Annotated in this window: 23 protein-coding genes; 18 read left to right on the forward strand and 5 right to left on the reverse strand. The window is 56.1% G+C overall.

Going from position 1 to position 20549, the window contains the following annotated elements:
- Positions 1-79 precede the first annotated feature (79 nt).
- On the forward strand, positions 80-1009 hold the full coding sequence (locus FFS28_RS13590; protein WP_137849814.1) for a LysR substrate-binding domain-containing protein: 930 nt from the start codon (positions 80-82) through the stop codon (positions 1007-1009).
- Here the strand turns inward: FFS28_RS13590 and FFS28_RS13595 are convergent.
- Positions 1006-1164 (reverse strand): YqaE/Pmp3 family membrane protein, encoded by a 159-nt coding sequence (locus FFS28_RS13595; RefSeq protein ID WP_006178132.1) that lies wholly within the window; start codon positions 1162-1164, stop codon positions 1006-1008. The two genes, FFS28_RS13590 and FFS28_RS13595, sit on opposite strands and share 4 nt — an antisense overlap.
- Positions 1165-1343: 179 nt before the next feature.
- Between FFS28_RS13595 and FFS28_RS13600 the strand changes: the two genes are divergently transcribed.
- The 3 genes from FFS28_RS13600 to FFS28_RS13610 all read left to right on the forward strand — a co-directional run bounded on the left by FFS28_RS13600 (position 1344) and on the right by FFS28_RS13610 (position 2433).
- The gene (locus tag FFS28_RS13600; protein WP_137849815.1) at positions 1344-1643 is read left to right on the forward strand and encodes an ArsR/SmtB family transcription factor; all 300 of its coding nucleotides are present in this window, start codon (positions 1344-1346) and stop codon (positions 1641-1643) included.
- Positions 1644-1652: 9 nt separating this feature from the next.
- Positions 1653-2174 (forward strand): rhodanese family protein, encoded by a 522-nt coding sequence (locus tag FFS28_RS13605; RefSeq protein WP_137849816.1) that lies wholly within the window; start codon positions 1653-1655, stop codon positions 2172-2174.
- Positions 2175-2253: 79 nt separating this feature from the next.
- Entirely contained in the window at positions 2254-2433 is a 180-nt protein-coding gene (locus tag FFS28_RS13610) for a GDFGVC terminal motif YodC-like protein (protein WP_058608490.1), read from the forward strand.
- Positions 2434-2471: 38 nt separating this feature from the next.
- On the opposite strand, the gene stpA is transcribed toward FFS28_RS13610, so the two are convergent.
- The gene (gene stpA, locus FFS28_RS13615; protein WP_137849817.1) at positions 2472-2876 is read right to left on the reverse strand and encodes a DNA-binding protein StpA; all 405 of its coding nucleotides are present in this window, start codon (positions 2874-2876) and stop codon (positions 2472-2474) included.
- Between the two features lie 458 nt (positions 2877-3334).
- Here stpA and alaE point away from each other — a divergent pair, with 458 nt between their 5' ends.
- Positions 3335-3778 carry an L-alanine exporter AlaE gene (gene alaE / locus FFS28_RS13620; RefSeq protein ID WP_137849818.1) on the forward strand — a complete coding sequence of 148 codons (444 nt, stop codon included), beginning with the start codon at positions 3335-3337 and terminating at the stop codon, positions 3776-3778.
- Between the two features lie 38 nt (positions 3779-3816).
- Here alaE and FFS28_RS13625 read toward each other — a convergent pair whose 3' ends face one another.
- The gene (locus tag FFS28_RS13625; RefSeq protein ID WP_006178138.1) at positions 3817-4161 is read right to left on the reverse strand and encodes a DUF2002 family protein; all 345 of its coding nucleotides are present in this window, start codon (positions 4159-4161) and stop codon (positions 3817-3819) included.
- A gap of 160 nt (positions 4162-4321) precedes the next feature.
- Here FFS28_RS13625 and FFS28_RS13630 point away from each other — a divergent pair, with 160 nt between their 5' ends.
- The 13 genes from FFS28_RS13630 to leuA all read left to right on the forward strand — a co-directional run bounded on the left by FFS28_RS13630 (position 4322) and on the right by leuA (position 19177).
- Positions 4322-4648, forward strand: coding sequence for an ElaB/YgaM/YqjD family protein (locus tag FFS28_RS13630; protein ID WP_006178139.1), 327 nt, complete (start codon positions 4322-4324; stop codon positions 4646-4648).
- Between the two features lie 245 nt (positions 4649-4893).
- Complete coding sequence (nrdH, locus tag FFS28_RS13635; protein ID WP_042321774.1) at positions 4894-5133, forward strand: glutaredoxin-like protein NrdH; 240 nt, start codon at positions 4894-4896, stop codon at positions 5131-5133.
- Entirely contained in the window at positions 5130-5540 is a 411-nt protein-coding gene (gene nrdI, locus FFS28_RS13640; RefSeq protein WP_058608491.1) for a class Ib ribonucleoside-diphosphate reductase assembly flavoprotein NrdI, read from the forward strand. Before nrdH ends, nrdI begins: the two co-directional genes overlap by 4 nt.
- The gene (gene nrdE, locus FFS28_RS13645) at positions 5513-7657 is read left to right on the forward strand and encodes a class 1b ribonucleoside-diphosphate reductase subunit alpha (protein WP_137849819.1); all 2145 of its coding nucleotides are present in this window, start codon (positions 5513-5515) and stop codon (positions 7655-7657) included. Before nrdI ends, nrdE begins: the two co-directional genes overlap by 28 nt.
- 9 nt (positions 7658-7666) lie before the next feature.
- A complete protein-coding gene (gene nrdF / locus FFS28_RS13650) occupies positions 7667-8626 on the forward strand; it encodes a class 1b ribonucleoside-diphosphate reductase subunit beta (RefSeq protein ID WP_101737087.1) in 960 nt (319 codons plus the stop codon).
- Between the two features lie 378 nt (positions 8627-9004).
- Positions 9005-10207, forward strand: coding sequence for a glycine betaine/L-proline ABC transporter ATP-binding protein ProV (gene proV, locus FFS28_RS13655; protein ID WP_137849820.1), 1203 nt, complete (start codon positions 9005-9007; stop codon positions 10205-10207).
- A complete protein-coding gene (gene proW, locus FFS28_RS13660; protein WP_137849821.1) occupies positions 10200-11270 on the forward strand; it encodes a glycine betaine/L-proline ABC transporter permease ProW in 1071 nt (356 codons plus the stop codon). The genes proV and proW overlap by 8 nt, the downstream gene beginning before the upstream one ends.
- Positions 11271-11279: 9 nt before the next feature.
- Entirely contained in the window at positions 11280-12275 is a 996-nt protein-coding gene (proX, locus tag FFS28_RS13665) for a glycine betaine/L-proline ABC transporter substrate-binding protein ProX (protein WP_006178146.1), read from the forward strand.
- Positions 12276-12436: 161 nt separating this feature from the next.
- Positions 12437-13621: an MFS transporter gene (locus FFS28_RS13670; RefSeq protein WP_137849822.1), complete on the forward strand. Its 1185-nt coding sequence runs from the start codon at positions 12437-12439 to the stop codon at positions 13619-13621.
- Positions 13622-13933: 312 nt separating this feature from the next.
- A complete protein-coding gene (gene mprA / locus FFS28_RS13675; protein WP_006178149.1) occupies positions 13934-14464 on the forward strand; it encodes a transcriptional repressor MprA in 531 nt (176 codons plus the stop codon).
- A gap of 128 nt (positions 14465-14592) precedes the next feature.
- Entirely contained in the window at positions 14593-15765 is a 1173-nt protein-coding gene (gene emrA, locus FFS28_RS13680; RefSeq protein ID WP_006178150.1) for a multidrug efflux MFS transporter periplasmic adaptor subunit EmrA, read from the forward strand.
- A 16-nt stretch (positions 15766-15781) separates the two neighbouring features.
- Positions 15782-17329, forward strand: a complete 1548-nt coding sequence (gene emrB, locus FFS28_RS13685) for a multidrug efflux MFS transporter permease subunit EmrB (RefSeq protein ID WP_137849823.1) — start codon at positions 15782-15784, stop codon at positions 17327-17329.
- A 198-nt stretch (positions 17330-17527) separates the two neighbouring features.
- Positions 17528-19177: a 2-isopropylmalate synthase gene (gene leuA, locus FFS28_RS13690; RefSeq protein WP_137849824.1), complete on the forward strand. Its 1650-nt coding sequence runs from the start codon at positions 17528-17530 to the stop codon at positions 19175-19177.
- Here the strand turns inward: leuA and FFS28_RS13695 are convergent.
- Positions 19174-19938 carry an AraC family transcriptional regulator gene (locus tag FFS28_RS13695; protein ID WP_042321780.1) on the reverse strand — a complete coding sequence of 255 codons (765 nt, stop codon included), beginning with the start codon at positions 19936-19938 and terminating at the stop codon, positions 19174-19176. The genes leuA and FFS28_RS13695 overlap by 4 nt on opposite strands.
- A gap of 53 nt (positions 19939-19991) precedes the next feature.
- Positions 19992-20507: an S-ribosylhomocysteine lyase gene (luxS, locus tag FFS28_RS13700; RefSeq protein ID WP_006178155.1), complete on the reverse strand. Its 516-nt coding sequence runs from the start codon at positions 20505-20507 to the stop codon at positions 19992-19994.
- Positions 20508-20549: the final 42 nt, after the last annotated feature.

Consider the following 20549-nt stretch of genomic DNA (forward strand, 5'->3'; position numbering starts at 1 on the left):
AAATTGTGATCCGCTTCAAATACGGTGTAACTGCGTTGTTAAAATATGTTCAAAACTGATGGTGGACGGGAGCAGTGATATGAATTCCATCTTTACCGAAGAGAACCTGCTGGCCTTCACCATGGCGGCGCGTTACAGCAGCTTCAGCAAGGCGGCGGAAGAGCTGGGCGTGACAACCTCAGCCATCAGCTACACCATCAAGCGCATGGAGACCGGGCTGGACGTGGTGCTGTTCGTGCGTAACACCCGCAACATTGAGCTGACCGAGTCAGGGTTTTACTTTTATCGCAAGGCGACCGACCTGCTGAACGACTTTCACGCCATCAAGCGCGGGATCGACACCATCTCGCAGGGCATCGAAACGCGGGTCAGGATCTGCATTAATCAGCTTTTGTATACGCCCCGCCACACCGCCCGGCTGCTGCAGGTGCTGAAAAAACAGTTTCCGACCTGCCAGATCACGGTGACAACCGAGGTCTACAACGGGGTGTGGGATTCCATCATCAATAATCAGGCTAATATCGCCATCGGCGCGCCGGACACCCTGCTCGACGGCGGCGGCATTGATTACACCGAGATCGGCGCGATTCGCTGGGTCTTTGCGATCTCGCCCGAACACCCGCTGGCATTTACCCCGGAGCCGATTGCCGAAAGCCAGCTGCGCCTGTACCCCAATATCATGGTCGAAGACACGGCCCACACCATCAACAAAAAGGTGGGCTGGCTGCTGCACGGTCAGGAGGCGATTCTGGTGCCGGACTTCAACACCAAATGCCAGTGTCAGATCCTGGGGGAAGGGATTGGATTTTTACCGGAGTATATGGCGCGGGAGGCCGTGGAAGAGGGGCTGCTGGTGACGCGGCGCATTAATAACCCGCGTCAGGATTCGCGCATGCTGCTTGCCACACAGCATGCGGCTACCGGTCAGGTGACCCGCTGGGTTAAACAACAGTTTGGCCCTGAGGGGGTACTGACCGGAATTTATCGCGATTTACTCTGGCGCGCCTAGCTTTTGGTCTGCACCCAGAACGCGTGGATCAGGCCAGGAATATAGCCCAGCAGCGTCAGGACGATATTCAGGATAAATGCCCATCCGAAGCCTTTACCCAGTAAAACACCCAGTGGCGGAAGAATGATTGTAAAGACGATGCGCCAAAAACCCATAAAATCTCCATGCAAGCTAAACAGTTGAATCTAAAAAAGAGTATGCCCTCTAAGCGTAGCCAGTTTACCTGCCCTCGCCATCACTTTTGCACCCTTTTACCCTCTTTTACGCTTTTGACACTGGTTTAATCCATACCATTAGTTTAGCATTATCTTAATTAAGATAATGCTAAATAACCATGACTGAACTCGAACAACTTCAGGCCAGCGCTGAACAGGCCGCCACGCTGTTAAAAGCCATGAGCAATCCGCACCGGCTGCTGATCCTGTGTACGCTGTGCGACGCCCCCGGGACCCGCGCGGGCGATCTGGCGCGCGCCACCGGGCTAAGCCCCTCGGCCACCTCTCAGCATCTGGCGCGTATGCGTGAAGAGGGGCTTATCGACAGCACCCGGGAAGCGCAACGCATTCTTTACTCCATCAAAAACGATGCGGTGCATAAGCTTATCAGCATCCTAAAATCCCTTTACTGTCCGTGAGGAGCTGCCATGTCACTTCCTGTTATTTCACCGCAGCAGGCACGTGCTCTGATTGATAAGGGAGCAAAACTTGTCGATATTCGCGATGCCGACGAGTATGCCCGCGAGCATATTCCGGCCGCGCGCGCCATACCGCTGGATTTATTACCCGGCGAGCTACACCCGGCCCCCGGTGAAACGGTCATTTTTCACTGTCAGTCCGGGATGCGAACCTCAAACAATGCCGCACGTCTTGCCCAGGCGGCGTCGCCTGCGCAGGCATTCGTGGTTGAGGGGGGAATTCAGGGCTGGAAACAGGCCGGGCTGCCGACCATTGAAGACAAAACCCAGCCGCTTCCGCTGATGCGTCAGGTGCAGATCGCCGCCGGGCTGCTGATCCTTTGCGGCGTGTTGCTGGGTTACGGCGTCTCCAGCCTCTTTTTCCTGCTGAGCGGGTTTGTGGGGGCCGGACTGCTGTTCGCCGGCGTAACCGGTTTTTGCGGCATGGCGCGATTGCTGAAAGTGATGCCGTGGAACCGCCGTACCACATAAGCAGTAACAGACAGATTAGACTGTACCCCGTCCGGGACGTGGGCTATGGTGAAGATCATTACAACGATGAGGAGGTGCTATGTTTTCTGTCGGCGATTATGTCCAACCGCGTCAGGGCGGTCCGAAATTAAAAGTGCTCGACGTGAAGGGTGAAAGCATTGTGGCCGTGCAGGCCAGCGATGAGCAGGGCGAGAAATATACCCTGAAAGCGGCGGACGTTGTGCTGTATACCGAAGAAGGTGACTTCGGCGTCTGCTAAGTTAATAACCGGGCGGACTCTGCCGCCCGATTCACGGATTAGATCAGGAAATCATCCAGGCTCTTACCGTTTGCCAGCGCAGTCGCGATAGGCTTCGGCGTGCGGCCCTGGCCGGTCCACGTTTTCACCTCACCGTTGGCGTCGGTAAAGCGATATTTTGCTTCACGCGTTTTACGTTTTTTCGCCGGCTGACCTGCATTTACCAGCTCATTGCCGAGCAGATCGCTCGGGGAAATACCGTCGGCTTTCATCAGCTCCAGCAGCGCATTAATTTTGTCCTGCTGTTCAGCGCGCTGCCGTTCCAATTCCGCCTGCTCGGTGCGTTTTTCCTCAGTCACGATCCTGACTTTTTCCAGCACGTCTTCCAGAACTTCCAGGGATAATTCACGCGCCAGCGCACGAAGGGTGCGGATATTATTAAGATTCTGTAACGTCAAAGACATATAAATTAAAAACCTTTTCAGAGGGGTAAATTGAAAATTAAGCTGCAAGAATAATTCATTTTTATCGCAATATCCACCCATGGACCCTTTTTGACATTATTGTAAATATTTTGAAAACATATTATTCATATATCCCCTCAGCACATGGATAGCGTTCCGGCGTATTAATCATCCCATCAATCAATGCCTCCCCGGATGAAAGGCAGGTTTCGGCACACTGTTAGCTCAACACATTGATTTGTGGTAATAAATGCGGGTAAGAGAGAGAAAATAACGCAGCGCGTAAGAAATAACCAATTTTAGAGAATTTTGTGGACAAAACGCCTACAAATAAAAATTTATCACTAGTTGTTAGTTTATAGCCAGAGACTTATTCTATGCTCGATAAACAAACCAACCTAATGCACTGGCTTAACCCGCTCAACGCCGTCATTTTGTCCATTTCAAGGAGTTCAGACATGTTCTCACCGCAATCTCGCCTGCGCCACGCGGTAGCGGATACGTTCGCGATGGTTGTCTACTGTTCCGTTGTGAACATGGTGATTGAAATCGTTCTCTCTGGCATGACGTTTGAGCAGTCGCTCTCCTCGCGCCTGGTGGCCATCCCGGTCAATATCCTGATTGCCTGGCCTTACGGGTTTTACCGTGACGCTGCGATGCGCTTTGCTCGCCGCATTAGCCCGGGTGGATGGGCGAAGAATCTGGCAGATGTGCTGGCGTATGTGACCTTCCAGTCGCCGGTATATGTGGTGATTTTATTGACGGTAGGAGCAAGCTGGCAGCAAATCGCCGCGGCGGTCAGCTCGAATATCGTGGTGTCGATGATGATGGGTGCGGTGTACGGTTATTTTCTCGACTACTGCCGTCGCCTGTTTAAGGTCAGCCGTTACAGCCAGGCCTGAGCAGGAAGGTAAGCGACTGGCGCAGGCCAGTCGCACGTTTACTGCGCGTCGCCAAACAGTCCCTGCAGGAACCGTTCCAGCGCCATGCGTGAACTGAAACCATGCGGTATACCATAATGCTCATGCCTTTCTCCGCCTAAATAGAGCGGAAATTGCTGATACTGATCGCAGGTTTTAATATCCGAGGCAGGCTCAGCAAATGTCTGACTTCTGTCTTTCAGCGTCGGGTGAATAATGAGAGCCGTACGCCCCATTCTCGCTTCACGGTTGACGTAAACATAATTCTCACCGCGGCGATATCCATAGGCTTTAGTCGTCACCGCATCCATGGTAAATCCCGCCTTTTCAAGAACGCGCGCCACCTCATCAGGTCGTAAATACATATATATTCCTCGTTATCTTTTCCTGCACGGCAACCTTACCGTATTGAGCAATAGCAGCGCCCTCAGAATATTCCATAAACTGCGCAATACGCCGTGACTGACTTCAGATATTAAATTCATGAGCTAAACTAAACGGGAATGCAAAATTAAGGAGGATCGTATGTTTAACAGACCGAACCGAAACGAAATTAACGACGACGCTCAGGATATTCGTAACGATGTCAGCCAATTAGCGGACACGCTGGAGGAAGTGCTGAAATCCTGGGGTTCTGATGCGAAGGACGAAGCAGATGCCGCGAAACGTAAGGCTCAGTCTCTGCTGCGTGAAACCCGTGCCCGGATGAACGGCCGTTCACGCACTTCACAGGCCGCCTGCGACGCGATGAGCTGCGCCAGCACCTTCGTGCGTGAGAAACCGATGTGCGCGCTGGGAACCGTCGCCGCCGTCGGTATTTTTGTCGGCGCATTGCTCAGCCTGCGTAAGTAATTCGCGGTGAACGCTGCCCCGGTTGCCTCAGGCGCCGGGGCTTTTCTTTGCCTGCTACGCTGAAAAACCCGTACAGCACACCCTGCCCCGCTATGCTCATCATCGTGGCGATATCAATCTAAATTTCCCATATCTTGTATGGTTGAAACTTATCACAACTACATCTAGTATTCCCTTTAGCAAGATACACACAACCTGACGCGATACATCGCGCCGCTCTCTCATTCTAAATGGAAATACGAATCATGAGCATTATTATTTACACTCGTAACAATTGTGTTCAGTGCCACGCCACCAAACGCGCCATGGAAAGTCGCGGCGTTGCGTTTGAGATGGTGAATATCGACACGGTCCCGGACGCCGCAGACTCCCTGCGGGCGCAGGGTTTCCGGCAGTTGCCGGTGGTGATCGCCGGGGAAACCAGCTGGTCTGGCTTTCGCCCGGATATGATCAACCGCCTTGCCGCCCAGGCCGCCCGTGCATGAGTGGGCTGGTCTTCTTCTCCAGTAGTTCGGAAAACACGCTCCGCTTTATGGCGCGCGTCGGGTTGCCTGCGATCCGCATTCCGCTCAACGAGCGGGAGCGGATTCAGGTGACCGAACCCTACATCCTGGTGGTGCCCAGCTATGGCGGCGGCGGAACGGCGGGGGCCGTGCCCCGGCAGGTGATCCGCTTTCTTAACGATCCTCAAAACCGACAGCTTATCCGCGGCGTGATCGCGGCGGGTAACCGTAATTTCGGCGATGCGTTTGGACGCGCCGGGGATGTCATCTCTCAAAAATGCGGCGTGCCGTATCTCTATCGCTTTGAACTGATGGGGACACAGCAGGACGTAGAAAACGTGCGTAAAGGAGTGAACGAATTTTGGCAACGACAACCGCAGAACCCGTAGTCCAGGCGACACCGGATTATCACGCATTAAACGCGATGCTTAACCTCTACGATCGTGAGGGGCACATTCAGTTTGGCAAAGACCATGATGCGGTGGACGCCTTTTTTACCGCCCACGTTCGCCCGAACACCGTGGCTTTTGAGAGCATCCAACAGCGTCTCGATTATCTTGTCAAAGAGGGCTACTACGAAGAGCGCGTGCTCGCCCGCTACGGGCGTGACGCCATCGTTAAGCTGTTCGAGCGTGCGCACGCCAGGGGTTTTCGCTTCCAGACCTTTCTCGGGGCGTGGAAGTATTACACCAGCTACACCCTGAAAACCTTCGACGGTAAACGCTATCTCGAAACCTTCGAGGATCGGGTGGTGATGGTGGCACTCACCCTGGCGCAGGGGGATGAGGCGCTGGCCGTGCAACTCACCGATGAGATCCTCTCGGGCCGTTTCCAGCCTGCCACCCCAACGTTTCTCAACGCCGGGAAAGCGCAGCGCGGCGAACTGGTCTCCTGCTTCCTGCTGCGCATCGAAGACAATATGGAGTCGATTGGCCGGGCGGTGAACTCGGCTTTGCAGCTCTCCAAACGCGGCGGCGGCGTGGCGTTTCTGCTCTCCAACCTGCGCGAAGCGGGTGCGCCGATTAAGCGCATCGAAAACCAGTCCTCCGGTGTTATTCCGGTGATGAAAATGCTTGAGGATGCGTTCTCCTACGCTAACCAGCTGGGCGCGCGTCAGGGAGCCGGGGCGGTGTATCTGCATGCGCACCACCCGGATATCCTGCGTTTTCTGGATACCAAACGCGAAAACGCCGATGAAAAAATTCGCATTAAAACCCTGTCACTTGGCGTGGTGATCCCGGATATCACCTTCCAACTGGCGAAAGAGAATGCCGATATGGCGCTGTTCTCACCCTACGATATCGAACGTCTTTACGGTAAAGCCTTTGGGGACGTGGCGATAAGCGAACGTTACGATGAACTCGTGGCCGACGATCGCATCCGCAAAAAGTACATTAACGCCCGCGATTTCTTCCAGACGCTCGCCGAGATCCAGTTTGAGTCCGGCTATCCGTACATCATGTACGAGGACACGGTAAACCGCGCCAATCCGATTGCCGGGCGCATTAACATGAGCAACCTGTGCTCGGAAATTTTGCAGGTCAACGCGGCGTCGACCTATGACGAAAACCTTGATTACGCCGACGTGGGCAAGGATATCTCCTGCAACCTCGGGTCGCTGAATATTGCGCACACCATGGACTCCCCCGATTTTGGCCGCACCGTGGAGACCGCCGTGCGCGGGCTAACGGCGGTGTCGGACATGAGCCATATTCGCAGCGTGCCCTCGATTGAAGCGGGCAACGCCGCGTCGCACGCCATCGGCCTTGGGCAGATGAACCTGCATGGTTATCTGGCGCGCGAAGGAATAGCCTACGGCAGCCCCGAAGGGCTGGATTTCACCAATCTCTATTTCTACACCATCACCTGGCACGCGCTGCACACTTCAATGATGCTGGCGCGCGAGCGCGGCCAGCGTTTCGCGGGCTTTGAGCAGTCGCGCTATGCCAGTGGCGAGTATTTTAATCAGTATCTGGAAAATGACTGGCAGCCGAAAACCGAAAAGGTGCGCCAGTTGTTTGCCCGCGCCGGGGTCACGCTGCCCACGCGCGCGATGTGGCAGCAACTGCGCGATGAGGTGATGCAATACGGCATCTATAACCAAAACCTGCAGGCGGTGCCGCCCACGGGGTCGATCTCCTACATTAACCACGCCACGTCGAGCATCCACCCGATTGTGTCGAAAATTGAGATCCGCAAGGAAGGCAAAACCGGCCGCGTCTATTACCCGGCCCCGTTTATGACCAACGAGAACCTGGCCCTGTATCAGGACGCGTATGAGATCGGCCCGGAGAAGATCATCGATACCTACGCCGAGGCGACAAAACATGTGGATCAGGGTCTGTCGCTGACGCTTTTCTTCCCGGATACCGCCACCACGCGCGATATCAACCGGGCGCAGATCTATGCCTGGAAGAAAGGCATCAAGACGCTCTACTACATTCGCCTGCGCCAGCTTGCGCTGGAAGGCACCGAAATCGAAGGCTGCGTGTCCTGCGCGCTGTAAGGAGAAAGGATGAAACTGTCACGCGTGAGTGCCGTTAACTGGAACAAGATCCAGGACGATAAAGACCTGGAGGTGTGGAACCGCCTGACCAGCAACTTCTGGTTGCCAGAGAAAGTGCCGTTATCTAACGATATTCCGGCCTGGCAAACGCTTAGCCACGCCGAGCAGCAGCTGACCATCCGCGTCTTTACCGGGCTGACGCTGCTCGACACCATTCAGAATACCGTGGGTGCGCCCGCGCTGATGAGTGACGCGCTGACGCCGCATGAAGAGGCGGTGATGTCGAACATCAGCTTTATGGAGGCGGTTCACGCCCGCTCCTACAGCTCGATTTTCTCAACCCTGTGTCAGACCAAAGATGTGGACGCCGCGTACGACTGGAGTGAGGAGTGCGAATCATTGCAGCGCAAGGCGAACCTGGTGCTGGAGTATTATCAGGCCGACGATCCGCTGAAGAAAAAAATCGCCAGCGTATTTCTGGAATCGTTCCTGTTCTATTCCGGATTCTGGCTGCCGATGTACTGGTCGAGCCGCGGTAAGCTGACCAACACCGCCGATTTGATTCGTCTGATCATTCGCGATGAAGCCGTACACGGATATTACATTGGCTATAAATATCAGAAAGGGCTGGAGAGCGTCAGCGAAGCCCGGCGCGAGGAGCTGAAAGGCTTTGCGCTGGATCTGCTGATGGATCTCTATGACAACGAGCTGAGCTATACCGAGGCGTTGTACGCCGGCTCCGGCTGGGAGGACGAGGTCAAAGCGTTTCTCTGCTACAACGCCAATAAGGCGCTGATGAACCTTGGCTACGAGGCGCTGTTCCCACCGGACATGGCGGACGTAAACCCGGCCATTCTGGCGGCGCTTTCACCCAATGCTGATGAAAACCACGATTTCTTCTCCGGCTCCGGATCGTCTTACGTGATGGGCAAAGCGGTTGAAACTGAAGATGAGGATTGGGATTTTTAAAGCATTATTCCCCTCACGCTGCCCTCTCCCCTCTGGGCAGCGTGAGGGGATAATTAACGTTCATTAATTTATGATAAATCCCATGAGTTTCTCCCTTATATTTCCCTGGCTACTACACTGTAATTTCCACGTCATATTCGCCTGAATCTCTTCGATACAGGCGAAATTTCCCGATGCAGAAACAAAAAATTGAGAAAAATTGAAACTGCCCTCAGCCCTTCTATCATGGGAAATTCAGCCGTTTCGCCTGTGGCAAAATTCATGCCATAAGCAAACCCAGGGTTGTCTCAGATTCTGAGTATGTTAGGGTAATGCCAGTTAACTATTTACCATGGTAATGATATCGACATAAACAAATAACAGGACACTCTCTATTGCATGGCAATTAAATTAGAAGTGAAAAATCTTTATAAAATATTTGGCGAGCATCCGCAGCGCGCATTCAAATATATTGAGAAAGGCCTCTCGAAAGAACAAATTCTGGATAAAACCGGGCTATCGCTTGGCGTTAAAGACGCCAGTCTGGCCATTGAAGAAGGCGAGATTTTTGTCATCATGGGATTATCCGGTTCGGGTAAATCCACTATGGTTCGCCTTCTCAATCGCCTGATTGAACCCACCCGTGGACAGGTGCTGATTGATGGCGTGGATATCGCCAGAATATCAGATGCTGAGCTTCGCGAGGTGCGCAGAAAGAAGATTGCAATGGTCTTTCAGTCATTTGCGCTGATGCCACACATGACGGTATTAGATAATACCGCCTTTGGCATGGAATTAGCAGGCGCAGGCGCCGCTGAACGTCAGGAAAAAGCGCTGGATGCATTACGTCAGGTGGGCCTTGAAAATTATGCCCACGCTTATCCAGATGAACTTTCTGGTGGGATGCGTCAGCGCGTAGGATTAGCCCGCGCATTAGCCATTAATCCCGATATTTTATTAATGGATGAAGCCTTCTCCGCGCTCGATCCGCTAATTCGTACTGAAATGCAGGATGAACTGGTAAAATTACAGGCTAAACATCAACGAACCGTGGTATTTATTTCCCACGATCTTGATGAAGCCATGCGTATTGGCGATCGCATTGCCATTATGCAAAACGGTGAAGTCGTGCAGGTCGGTACACCGGATGAAATACTCAATAATCCGGCGAATGATTATGTGCGAACCTTCTTCCGCGGTGTGGATATTAGCCAGGTGTTTAGCGCCAAAGATATTGCGCGCCGCACGCCGAACGGCATCATTCGCAAAACGCCAGGCTTCGGCCCACGCTCCGCGCTCAAACTGCTGCAGGATGAAGACCGAGAATACGGTTATCTGGTTGAACGCGGTAACAAATTTGTTGGCGTGGTCTCCATCGACTCCCTGAAAACCGCTCTGGCTGAAAATCAGAGCATTGATGCGGCCGTGATCGACGCCCCGCTTGCCGTGGACGCCGAAACGCCGCTTAGCGAGTTGCTCTCACACGTTGGCCAGGCACCCTGTGCCGTTCCGGTCGTCGGTGAAGAACAACAGTACGTCGGCATCATCTCAAAACGCATGTTGCTGCAGGCTTTAGATCGCGAGGGGACAAACAATGGCTGATCAATCTAACCCGTGGGGCACCACTGAAGCAGCGGACAGCGCTGCACAATCTGCCGACGCGTGGGGGTCATCCACGCCTGCGCCAACCGATGGCAGCACGGCGGACTGGCTCAACAGCGCGCCTGCACCGGCGCCTGAACACTTCAATATTATGGATCCGTTCCACAAAACGCTGATCCCGCTCGACCGCTGGGTAACCGAAGGGATCGACTGGGTGGTGACGCACTTCCGCCCGGTATTCCAGGGGATCCGCGTCCCGGTGGATTACATCCTGAACGGCTTCCAGCAGATGTTGCTGGGTATGCCCGCGCCGGTGGCGATTATCCTGTTCTCCCTGATCGCCTGGCAGTTTGGCAGCGCGGGGATGGGGGTCGCCACGCTGATCTCGCTGATTGCCATCGGGGCGATTGGTGCATGGTCGCAGGCGATGATCACCCTGGCGCTGGTCTTAACCGCCCTGCTCTTCTGCGTGGTGATCGGCCTGCCGATGGGGATCTGGCTGGCGCGAAGCCCGCGGGCGGCGAAGATCATTCGCCCGCTGCTGGATGCCATGCAGACCACGCCCGCGTTCGTCTACCTGGTACCTATCGTCATGCTGTTCGGTATTGGTAACGTGCCGGGCGTGGTGGTGACCATTATCTTCGCCCTGCCGCCGATTATTCGTCTGACCATTCTGGGGATTAACCAGGTGCCAGCCGATCTCATTGAGGCGTCACGCTCGTTCGGTGCAAGCCCGCGTCAGATGCTGTTTAAGGTTCAGCTTCCGCTGGCCATGCCAACCATCATGGCAGGCGTTAACCAGACGCTGATGCTGGCGCTGTCGATGGTGGTTATCGCCTCGATGATCGCCGTGGGCGGTCTGGGCCAGATGGTGCTGCGCGGCATTGGCCGCCTCGATATGGGGCTGGCTACCGTAGGCGGCGTGGGCATTGTGATCCTCGCCATTATTCTTGACCGCCTGACCCAGGCCGTCGGTCGTGATTCACGCAGTCGCGGCAACCGTCGCTGGTATACCACCGGCCCTGTCGGGTTAATCACCCGCCCTTTCACGAAATCAAAATAAGGAACAACGATGCGACATAAGGTACTTTTTGCCACAGCGTTTGCCACCCTTGTCTCCACCAGCACGTTTGCCGCAGACCTGCCGGGCAAAGGCATCACCGTACAGCCGGTGCAGAGCACCATTTCGGAAGAGAGCTTCCAGACGTTGATCGTCAGCCGCGCGCTGGAAAAACTGGGCTACACGGTGAACACGCCGAGCGAAGTGGATTACAACGTGGGCTATACCTCCATTGCCTCCGGCGATGCGACGTTCACCGCCGTTAACTGGCAGCCGCTGCACGACGACATGTATGCCGCTGCGGGCGGGGACAAGAAGTTTTATCGTGAAGGCACCTTCGTGACCGGCGCGGCGCAGGGTTATCTGATCGACAAGAAAACCGCCGAGCAGTATCACATCACCAATATTGAACAGCTGAAAGATCCGAAGATCGCCAAACTGTTCGACACCAACGGTGACGGCAAGGCCGATATGATGGGCTGCTCACCGGGCTGGGGCTGCGAGGCGGTCATTAACCACCAGAATAAAGCCTTCGATCTGGAGAAAACCGTCGACGTAAGCCACGGCAACTACTCGGCAATGATGGCCGATACCATTGCCCGCTTCAAAGAGGGTAAGCCGGTTATCTATTACACCTGGACCCCATACTGGGTGAGCGACGTACTGAAGCCGGGTAAAGACGTGGTGTGGCTGCAGGTGCCGTTCTCTTCTCTGCCTGGCGAGCAGAAAGATATTGACACTAAGCTGCCGAACGGCATGAACTACGGCTTCCCGGTCAATACCATGCACATCGTTGCCAACAAAGCCTGGGCTGAGAAAAACCCGGCGGCGGCGAAGCTGTTCTCGGTAATGAAACTGCCGCTGGCGGACATCAACGCCCAGAACGCCATGATGCATGACGGCAAATCGTCTGAAGCGGACGTGAAAGGCCATGTCGACGGCTGGATCAAAGCCCACCAGCAGCAGTTTGATGGTTGGGTGAAAGAGGCGCTGGCCGCGCAGAAGTAATGCTTTGTCCCTTCACTCCTGCCCTCTCCCTCCGGGAGAGGGTTAGGGTAAGGGAGACCTAAACCGCACAATCCACCACGTAACAACTCCCCAACATTCTCAATCATTCGGTATGATGGTTTCCGGAAAAATAATCACTCAACTGACGATCCGCAAACCTGATGACCAAATCAACTCAAGGGCTTAGCCCGGCGCTTATCCTTTTAATGTCTGTGGCAACGGGCCTTGCCGTCGCCAGCAACTATTACGCGCAGCCTCTGCTCGACACCATCGCCCGCGCGTTTGACCTCTCTGCCAGCTCGGCGGGTTTTATTGTGACGGCCGCGCAGCTCGGCTATGCCGCAGGGCTGCTGTTCCTCGTCCCGCTCGGTGATATGTTTGAACGTCGCATGCTGATTGTCTCCATGACGCTGCTGGCCGCAGGCGGCATGCTGATCACCGCAAGCAGCCAGTCGCTGGGGATGATGATCCTCGGCACCGCGTTGACGGGGCTGTTCTCGGTGGTGGCGCAAATTCTGGTCCCGCTCGCCGCTACGCTTGCCGCACCGGAAAAGCGTGGCAAAGTGGTCGGGACCATCATGAGCGGCCTGCTGCTGGGGATTTTGCTGGCGCGTACCGTTGCGGGGCTGCTGGCGAGTCTCGGTGGATGGCGTACCGTATACTGGGTGGCGAGCGTGCTGATGGTAATCATGGCCCTGGCGCTGTGGCGCGGTCTGCCAAAGGTGAAGCAGGAAAACCACCTGAACTATCCCCAGCTTCTGGCCTCCGTTTTTAGCCTGTTCACTCAGGATAAACTGCTGCGCACCCGCGCTATTCTGGGCTGTTTCACTTTTGCCAACTTTAGCATTCTGTGGACATCGATGGCGTTCCTGCTCGCTGCGCCGCCGTTTAACTATTCCGAAGGGGTGATTGGCCTGTTTGGCCTCGCGGGGGCAGCCGGTGCCCTGGGCGCGCGTCCGGCCGGTGGGCTGGCCGATAAGGGTAAATCGCACATGACCACCAGCGCCGGGCTGGTGCTGTTGCTGCTCTCGTGGGCCGCTATCTGGTATGGACATGTTTCCGTGCTGGCGCTGATCGTCGGTATTCTGGTGCTCGACCTCACCGTGCAGGGCGTGCACATCACTAACCAGACCGTCATTTACCGGGTGAAGCCTGAAGCGCGTAACCGCCTGACCGCGGGCTACATGACCAGCTACTTTATCGGCGGTGCGGCCGGGTCGTTGATTTCGGCCTCTGCCTGGCAGCATGCCGGCTGGACGGGCGTCTGCGCCATCGGGGCCATTGTCGCCACGCTAAACCTGCTGGTCTGGTGGCGCGGCTATCATCGACAGGAAGCGATTCATTAAGTTTTACATTGCTTTGGGCCTCTTAGGGTGTAAAGGGGCCCTGCACTCTGTTAATGTAAACGTAATCATTTATCCCAGAAATTTTAATGTGGGTGACATATTTACAACCGGCATGAATAGTTCAGACCCCCGTCCTCACATCCTCCTTCCCTGGGAAATTCACCGCCCTTTCTGTGCTCACCGGGTCACGGACCTACCCGGCGCTTTATGATGGTGACATTCATGCTGCGGATATAACCGCACAAATAATTAATTTACATTATTTGTCACTATCGTTACTATATCGGCTGTAATTAATGAGGTTATGCCCAAATGGATAGTTCGTTTACGCCCATTGAACAAATGCTTAAATTCCGCGCCAGTCGTCATGAGGACTTCCCGTATCAGGAGATCCTGTTGACCCGCCTGTGCATGCACATGCAGGGTAAGCTGCTGGATAACCGTAATAAGATGCTGAAAGCTCAAGGGATTAACGAGACGTTATTTATGGCGTTGATTACGCTGGAGTCTCAGGAAAACCACAGTATTCAGCCGTCTGAGCTGAGCTGCGCGCTGGGCTCGTCCCGCACCAATGCTACCCGTATTGCCGATGAGCTGGAAAAACGCGGCTGGATTGAGCGCCGTGAAAGCGACAACGATCGCCGTTGCCTGCATCTGCAACTGACCGATAAAGGTCACCAATTCCTGCGTGAGGTGCTGCCACCTCAGCACAACTGCCTGCATCAGCTTTGGTCTGCCCTCAGCACCGCCGAGCGCGAGCAGCTTGAGCAAATCACGCGCAAACTTCTTACCCGTCTGGATCAGATGGATGAAGATGGCGCCGTTCTTGAGGCGCTGCGCTAACGCGACAACACGCTCGAACATCCAGAGTTTAAAAAGAAAATCGACAGGCCAGCACGTAATACTGCTGGCCTTTCTGACAACAGGTCGGCTCAGCCGATGTGAAAATAAGAAGATTGTGGAGAACAACAATGAGCGCAAATGCGGAGACCACCAACCCGCAGCAACCGGCCAACAAGAAAGGTAAACGTAAGGGCGCCCTTCTTCTGTTGACCTTGCTCTTTATTATTATTGCCGTGGCATATGGGATTTATTGGTTTTTGGTATTGCGTCACGTCGAAGAGACGGACGATGCCTACGTGGCAGGGAACCAGGTACAAATTATGGCGCAGGTGTCGGGCAGCGTGACGAAAGTCTGGGCTGACAATACCGACTTTGTGCAAAAAGGCGATGTGCTGGTCACGCTCGACCCGACCGACGCCCAACAGGCGTTTGAAAAAGCGCAGACGCAGCTGGCCTCCAGCGTGCGTCAGACCCGCCAGCTGATGATCAACAGTAAACAGCTGCAGGCCAGCATCGACGTGCAGAAAACCGCACTGGCGCAGGCGCAGAGCGACCTGAACCGTCGCGTTCCGCTCGGCACCGCCAACCTGATTGGCCGTGAAGAGCTGCAGCACGCGCGTGACGCCGTGGCCAGCGCGCAGGCCCAGCTGGATGTCGCCATTCAGCAATACAACGCCAACCAGGCGATGGTGCTGGGCACCAGTCTGGAAAACCAGCCAGCGGTAAAACAGGCGGCGACCGAAGTGCGTAACGCATGGCTTGCCCTGCAGCGTACCAAAATCGTCAGCCCGATGACCGGCTACGTCTCTCGCCGCTCGGTTCAGCCTGGCGCGCAGATCGGCACAACGACGCCGCTGATGGCGGTGGTACCGGCAAACAACCTGTGGGTGGATGCCAACTTCAAAGAGACGCAGCTTGCCCACATGCGTATCGGCCAGACCGCAACCGTTGTCAGCGACATCTACGGTGATGACGTGAAATACACCGGTAAAGTGGTGGGTCTCGATATGGGTACCGGCAGCGCATTTAGCCTGCTGCCTGCGCAGAACGCCACCGGTAACTGGATCAAAGTAGTTCAGCGTCTGCCCGTGCGTATCGAACTGGATGCCAAACAGCTGGCGGATCATCCGCTGCGTATTGGCCTTTCCACGCTGGTGACGGTCGACACCGCCAACCGCGACGGACAGATCCTGGCAAGCCAGGTGCGTAGCAGCCCGGCGTACGAAAGTAACGCCCGTGAAATCAACCTCGATCCGGTCAACAAGCTGATCGATGACATCGTGAAGGCAAACGCCGGTTAAGCCGAAGGTGAGCGCTATGCAACAGCAAAAGCCGCAAAAACCGCTGGAAGGGGCGCAACTGGTCATTATGACCATTGCGCTTTCGCTGGCGACATTCATGCAGGTGCTGGACTCCACCATCGCAAACGTGGCGATCCCAACGATTGCCGGTAACCTTGGCTCGTCGCTGAGCCAGGGAACCTGGGTCATTACCTCGTTCGGGGTGGCGAACGCCATCTCCATTCCCATCACCGGCTGGCTGGCGAAGCGCGTCGGTGAAGTGAAACTGTTCCTCTGGTCGACTATCGCCTTTGTCATTGCTTCGTGGGCGTGCGGCGTGTCATCCAGCCTGACCATGCTGATCTTCTTCCGCGTGATTCAGGGGATCGTTGCCGGGCCGTTGATTCCGCTGTCGCAGAGTCTGCTGCTCAACAACTATCCGCCCGCCAAACGCTCTATCGCGCTGGCACTGTGGTCAATGACGGTGATTGTCGCCCCGATTTGCGGTCCTATTCTGGGCGGCTATATCAGCGATAACTATCACTGGGGCTGGATCTTCTTCATCAACGTGCCGATTGGCGCGGTCGTGGTGATGCTGACCCTGCAAACGCTGCGCGGTCGCGAAACCCGAACCGAGCAGCGGCGAATTGATGCCGTTGGCCTGGCGCTGCTGGTGCTGGGGATTGGTAGCCTGCAGGTGATGCTCGACCAGGGTAAAGAGCTGGACTGGTTTAACTCGAAAGAGATTATCGTTCTGACGGTTGTCGCGGTGATCTCGCTGAGCTTCCTGATTGTCTGGGAGCTGACGGACGATAACCCAATTGTCGATCTCTCGCTCTTTAAGTCGCGAAACTTCACCATCGGCTGCCTGTGTATCAGCCTGGCCTATATGCTCTACTTCGGCGCAATTGTGTTGCTGCCGCAGCTTTTGCAGGAGGTATACGGCTACACCGCAACCTGGGCAGGGCTGGCCTCTGCGCCAGTTGGGCTGATCCCGGTGCTGCTGTCGCCGATTATTGGCCGCTTCGCCCATAAGCTCGATATGCGCAGGCTGGTGACGTTCAGCTTCATTATGTATGCCGTGTGCTTCTACTGGCGCGCCTATACCTTCGAACCGGGCATGGACTTTGGCGCTTCCGCGTGGCCGCAGTTTATTCAGGGCTTCGCCGTGGCGTGCTTCTTTATGCCGCTCACCACCATCACGCTTTCCGGCTTGCCCCCTGAGCGCATGGCGGCAGCGTCGAGCCTGTCGAACTTTACCCGAACGCTGGCAGGCTCCATCGGGACATCGATCACCACCACGCTCTGGACCAACCGTGAATCGATGCACCATGCCCAGCTGACAGAAGCGGTGAATCCGTTTAACCCGAATGCCCAGCAGATGTACAGCCAGCTGCAGGGTATGGGCATGACGGAGCAGCAGGCGTCCGGCTGGATCGCCCAGCAGATCACCAACCAGGGGCTGATTATCTCCGCCAACGAGATTTTCTGGATCTCGGCAGGGATTTTCCTCGTCCTGCTGGGGCTGGTGTGGTTTGCCAGACCACCGTTTGGTGCCGGTAGCGGCGGCGGCGGCGCGCACTAACCTTCTGTGCAGGTTGCCGGGCGGCGGCTACGCCTTATCCGGCCTACGATAACCGGCACATCCGTAGGCCCGGTAAGGCGTAGCCGCCACCGGGCAACCATCGCCACCTTGTCCAAAACGCGACAGCGATTGTCAGTTCCGATAAAGCAGCGCACCTGAAATCGATTCACGATAGTGAAAAGACAACAGGAGCGCATCATGCTGAATACACCCGCCGACAAATACCACCCCTATCCTACCGTTTCATTGCCCGACCGCCGCTGGCCTGAACAGCGCATTACCCATGCGCCACGCTGGCTCTCAACGGACTTACGCGATGGCAACCAGGCGCTTGCCGAGCCGATGGACAGCGCGCGCAAGCTGCAGTTCTGGGATCTGCTGCTGAGCTGTGGGTTCAAAGAGATTGAGGTCGCCTTTCCGTCGGCCTCGCAGACCGACTTCAACTTTGTTCGCCAGCTGATTGAAGAGAACCGCATTCCGGATGACGTCACGATTCAGGTGTTAACCCAGGCGCGGGAAGATCTGATCCTCCGCACTTTTGAGTCCCTGCGCGGCGCAAAACAGGCCACGGTGCATCTCTATAACGCGACCGCCCCGCTGTTCCGTCGCCTGGTGTTCGGCATGGAGAAGACGCACGTCGTGGAGCTGGCCACGCGGTCCACGCGCCTGATCCGTCAGCTTTGTGAGGCTAACCCTGAAACCCGCTGGCAGTATGAATACTCGCCGGAAACCTTCTGTTTTACCGAGCCGGAGTTTGCCCTGGAGATTTGCGAAGCCGTGGCGGACATCTGGCAGCCGTGCGCCGAACGCCCGATGGTGATCAACTTACCCGCCACCGTAGAAGTCAACACGCCGAACGTCTATGCCGATCAGATTGAGTATTTCTGCCGCCACTTTAGCCGCCGCCGCGACGTTTGTATCAGCGTGCACCCGCATAACGACCGAGGCACCGGCATTGCCAGCGCGGAGCTGGCCGTGATGGCCGGGGCCGACCGCGTGGAGGGCTGCCTGTTTGGTAACGGCGAGCGCACGGGCAACGTCTGCCTGGTGACGCTGGCGATGAACCTCTACAGCCAGGGCGTTAGCCCGAACCTTGACTTCAGCGAGATGGCGCGCGTGGTGGAAGTGGTAGAAAACTGTAATCAGCTTCCGGTCCATCCGCGCCATCCGTGGGCCGGACGGCTGGCCTACACCGCGTTTTCCGGCTCGCATCAGGATGCGATTAAAAAAGGTTTTGATGCCCGCAAGCCTGACGCGCGCTGGGAGATGCCTTATCTGCCGGTCGACCCACAGGATATTGGCTGCACGTACGAAGCGGTGATCCGCGTGAACAGCCAGTCCGGTAAGAGCGGGAGCGCGTGGCTGATAGAGCAGAACCATGGATTGAAATTACCCCGTGCGTTGCAGCAGGACTTTAGCCAGCACGTGCAGCAGGAAACCGACCGTCACGGAAAAGAGATGACCCAGAACGCGCTCTGGCAGCTGTTCCGCAGCCGCTACGGCCTGGTGGCGACGCCGCGCTTTGCGCTGCAGTCCTATCGCAGCGACAGCGAGCAGGACGGGCAGTTACGCTTGACGGCAAGTATCCTGACCGAGGGAGGAACCCGCCAGCTGGACGGACAGGGAAACGGTTTGTTATCCGCCGCGGCTAACGGGCTGAGCCGCTGGATCAATGCGCCGTTTGCGATCAAGGATTATCACGAACACACGCTGGGCGAGCGCAGCGACAGCCGTTCAGTGGCCTATATTCGCTGCCTGTTCCAGGACGGCAGCAGCCGCTGGGGCGTGGGGATCGACAGCGACGTGGCGCGCGCTTCGCTGCAGGCGCTGCTGAATGCCGTCGGTTAACCGTCTTTGAAATACTCGCTGGGTGAAATGCCCATCACCCGGCGGAACATTGCGGTAAAGGCGCTGTGGCTGCCGTAGCCCAGATCCAGCGCCACGCGTAATACCGGCTGGCCCTGCGCCAGCCGTACCAGCGCCTCCAGCAAACGCGCCCTTCTCACCCACTCGCCGTAGCGTAACCCCGTCTGCTGCTGAAAATGGCGGTTCAGCGTGCGCTCACTCATCCCGAGGGCGTTGGCAGCCTGGGCGCTGCTCCAGGGTTCACCCGGAGAATGGCGAATACGCAGGCTAAGCGTACGTAACGGTTCGCTTTGCGGTTCGGGCAGATGAAAGGGCAGCACCGGCATCACGCGGATTTCATCCAGAATCAGCTCATACACGCGTTCATCGCGGCTGCCGGGTGCGTAAGATTCGGGAAGCGTCAGGGAGGCAAGGATCAGCTCGCGCAACAGCGCGGAGATCTGCACGATCTGACAGGTGGCCGGGAGATCGGCGCGCGCCAGCGGATCGATAAACAGCGTGCGGGCGGCAACGTTGCCGGAGATGCGCAGGGAATGCGGTGTATCCGCCGGTAGCCAGACGCCGCGCCCCGGTGGGACAACCCAACAGCCGGAGGCGGTGTCCACCCGCACCACGCCGCTCAGGCTGTGCAGCAGCTGGGCGCAGTCGTGCTGATGCCACGGCTCGCTGTCGCCATGAAGGTAATCATGCGCAAAGGGAATGAGGGGGCGATGGGTAAAGGAGAAGGTTGCGGTTGTAGTCATGGGCTAAACAACCCTCACCCTACCCTCTCCCTGAGGGAGAGGGAAAAGGTGCACTAGATGTGCAGTTCCTGCAGTTTTTCTTTCGGCAGCGCCAGCTCGTCGTTGCTGTTCACGCGGACATCACGTTCGATGATGTGGCGCGCGATCTCCTGCGCTTCTTCCAGAGAGTGCATCTGGTAAGTACCGCACTGGTATACGTTCAGCTCAGGGATCTGATTCTGCTCTTTTACCTTCAGCACGTCCTGCATCGCCGCTTTCCAGGCATCCGCCACGCGTTTTTCTTCCGGCGTGCCAATCAGGCTCATGTAGAAACCGGTCCGGCAGCCCATTGGAGAGATATCGATGATCTCCACGCCGTTGCCGTTCAGGTGGTCACGCATAAACCCGGCGAAAAGGTGCTCCAGGGTGTGAATGCCTTTTTCAGGCATCACTTCTTTGTTCGGCACGCAGAAGCGCAGATCGAAAACGGTGATCGTGTCGCCGTGCGGGGTGTGCATGGTCTTCGCCACACGTACAGCAGGTGCTTCCATACGGGTATGGTCGACGGTAAAGCTATCTAATAACGGCATACGTCACCTCCGATAGTGATTTTTTTTAAAATAAACTGAACT

This window comes from Enterobacter sp. 2VL, from assembly GCF_005503595.1.
Taxonomy (GTDB): Bacteria; Pseudomonadota; Gammaproteobacteria; order Enterobacterales; family Enterobacteriaceae; genus Enterobacter; species Enterobacter cancerogenus.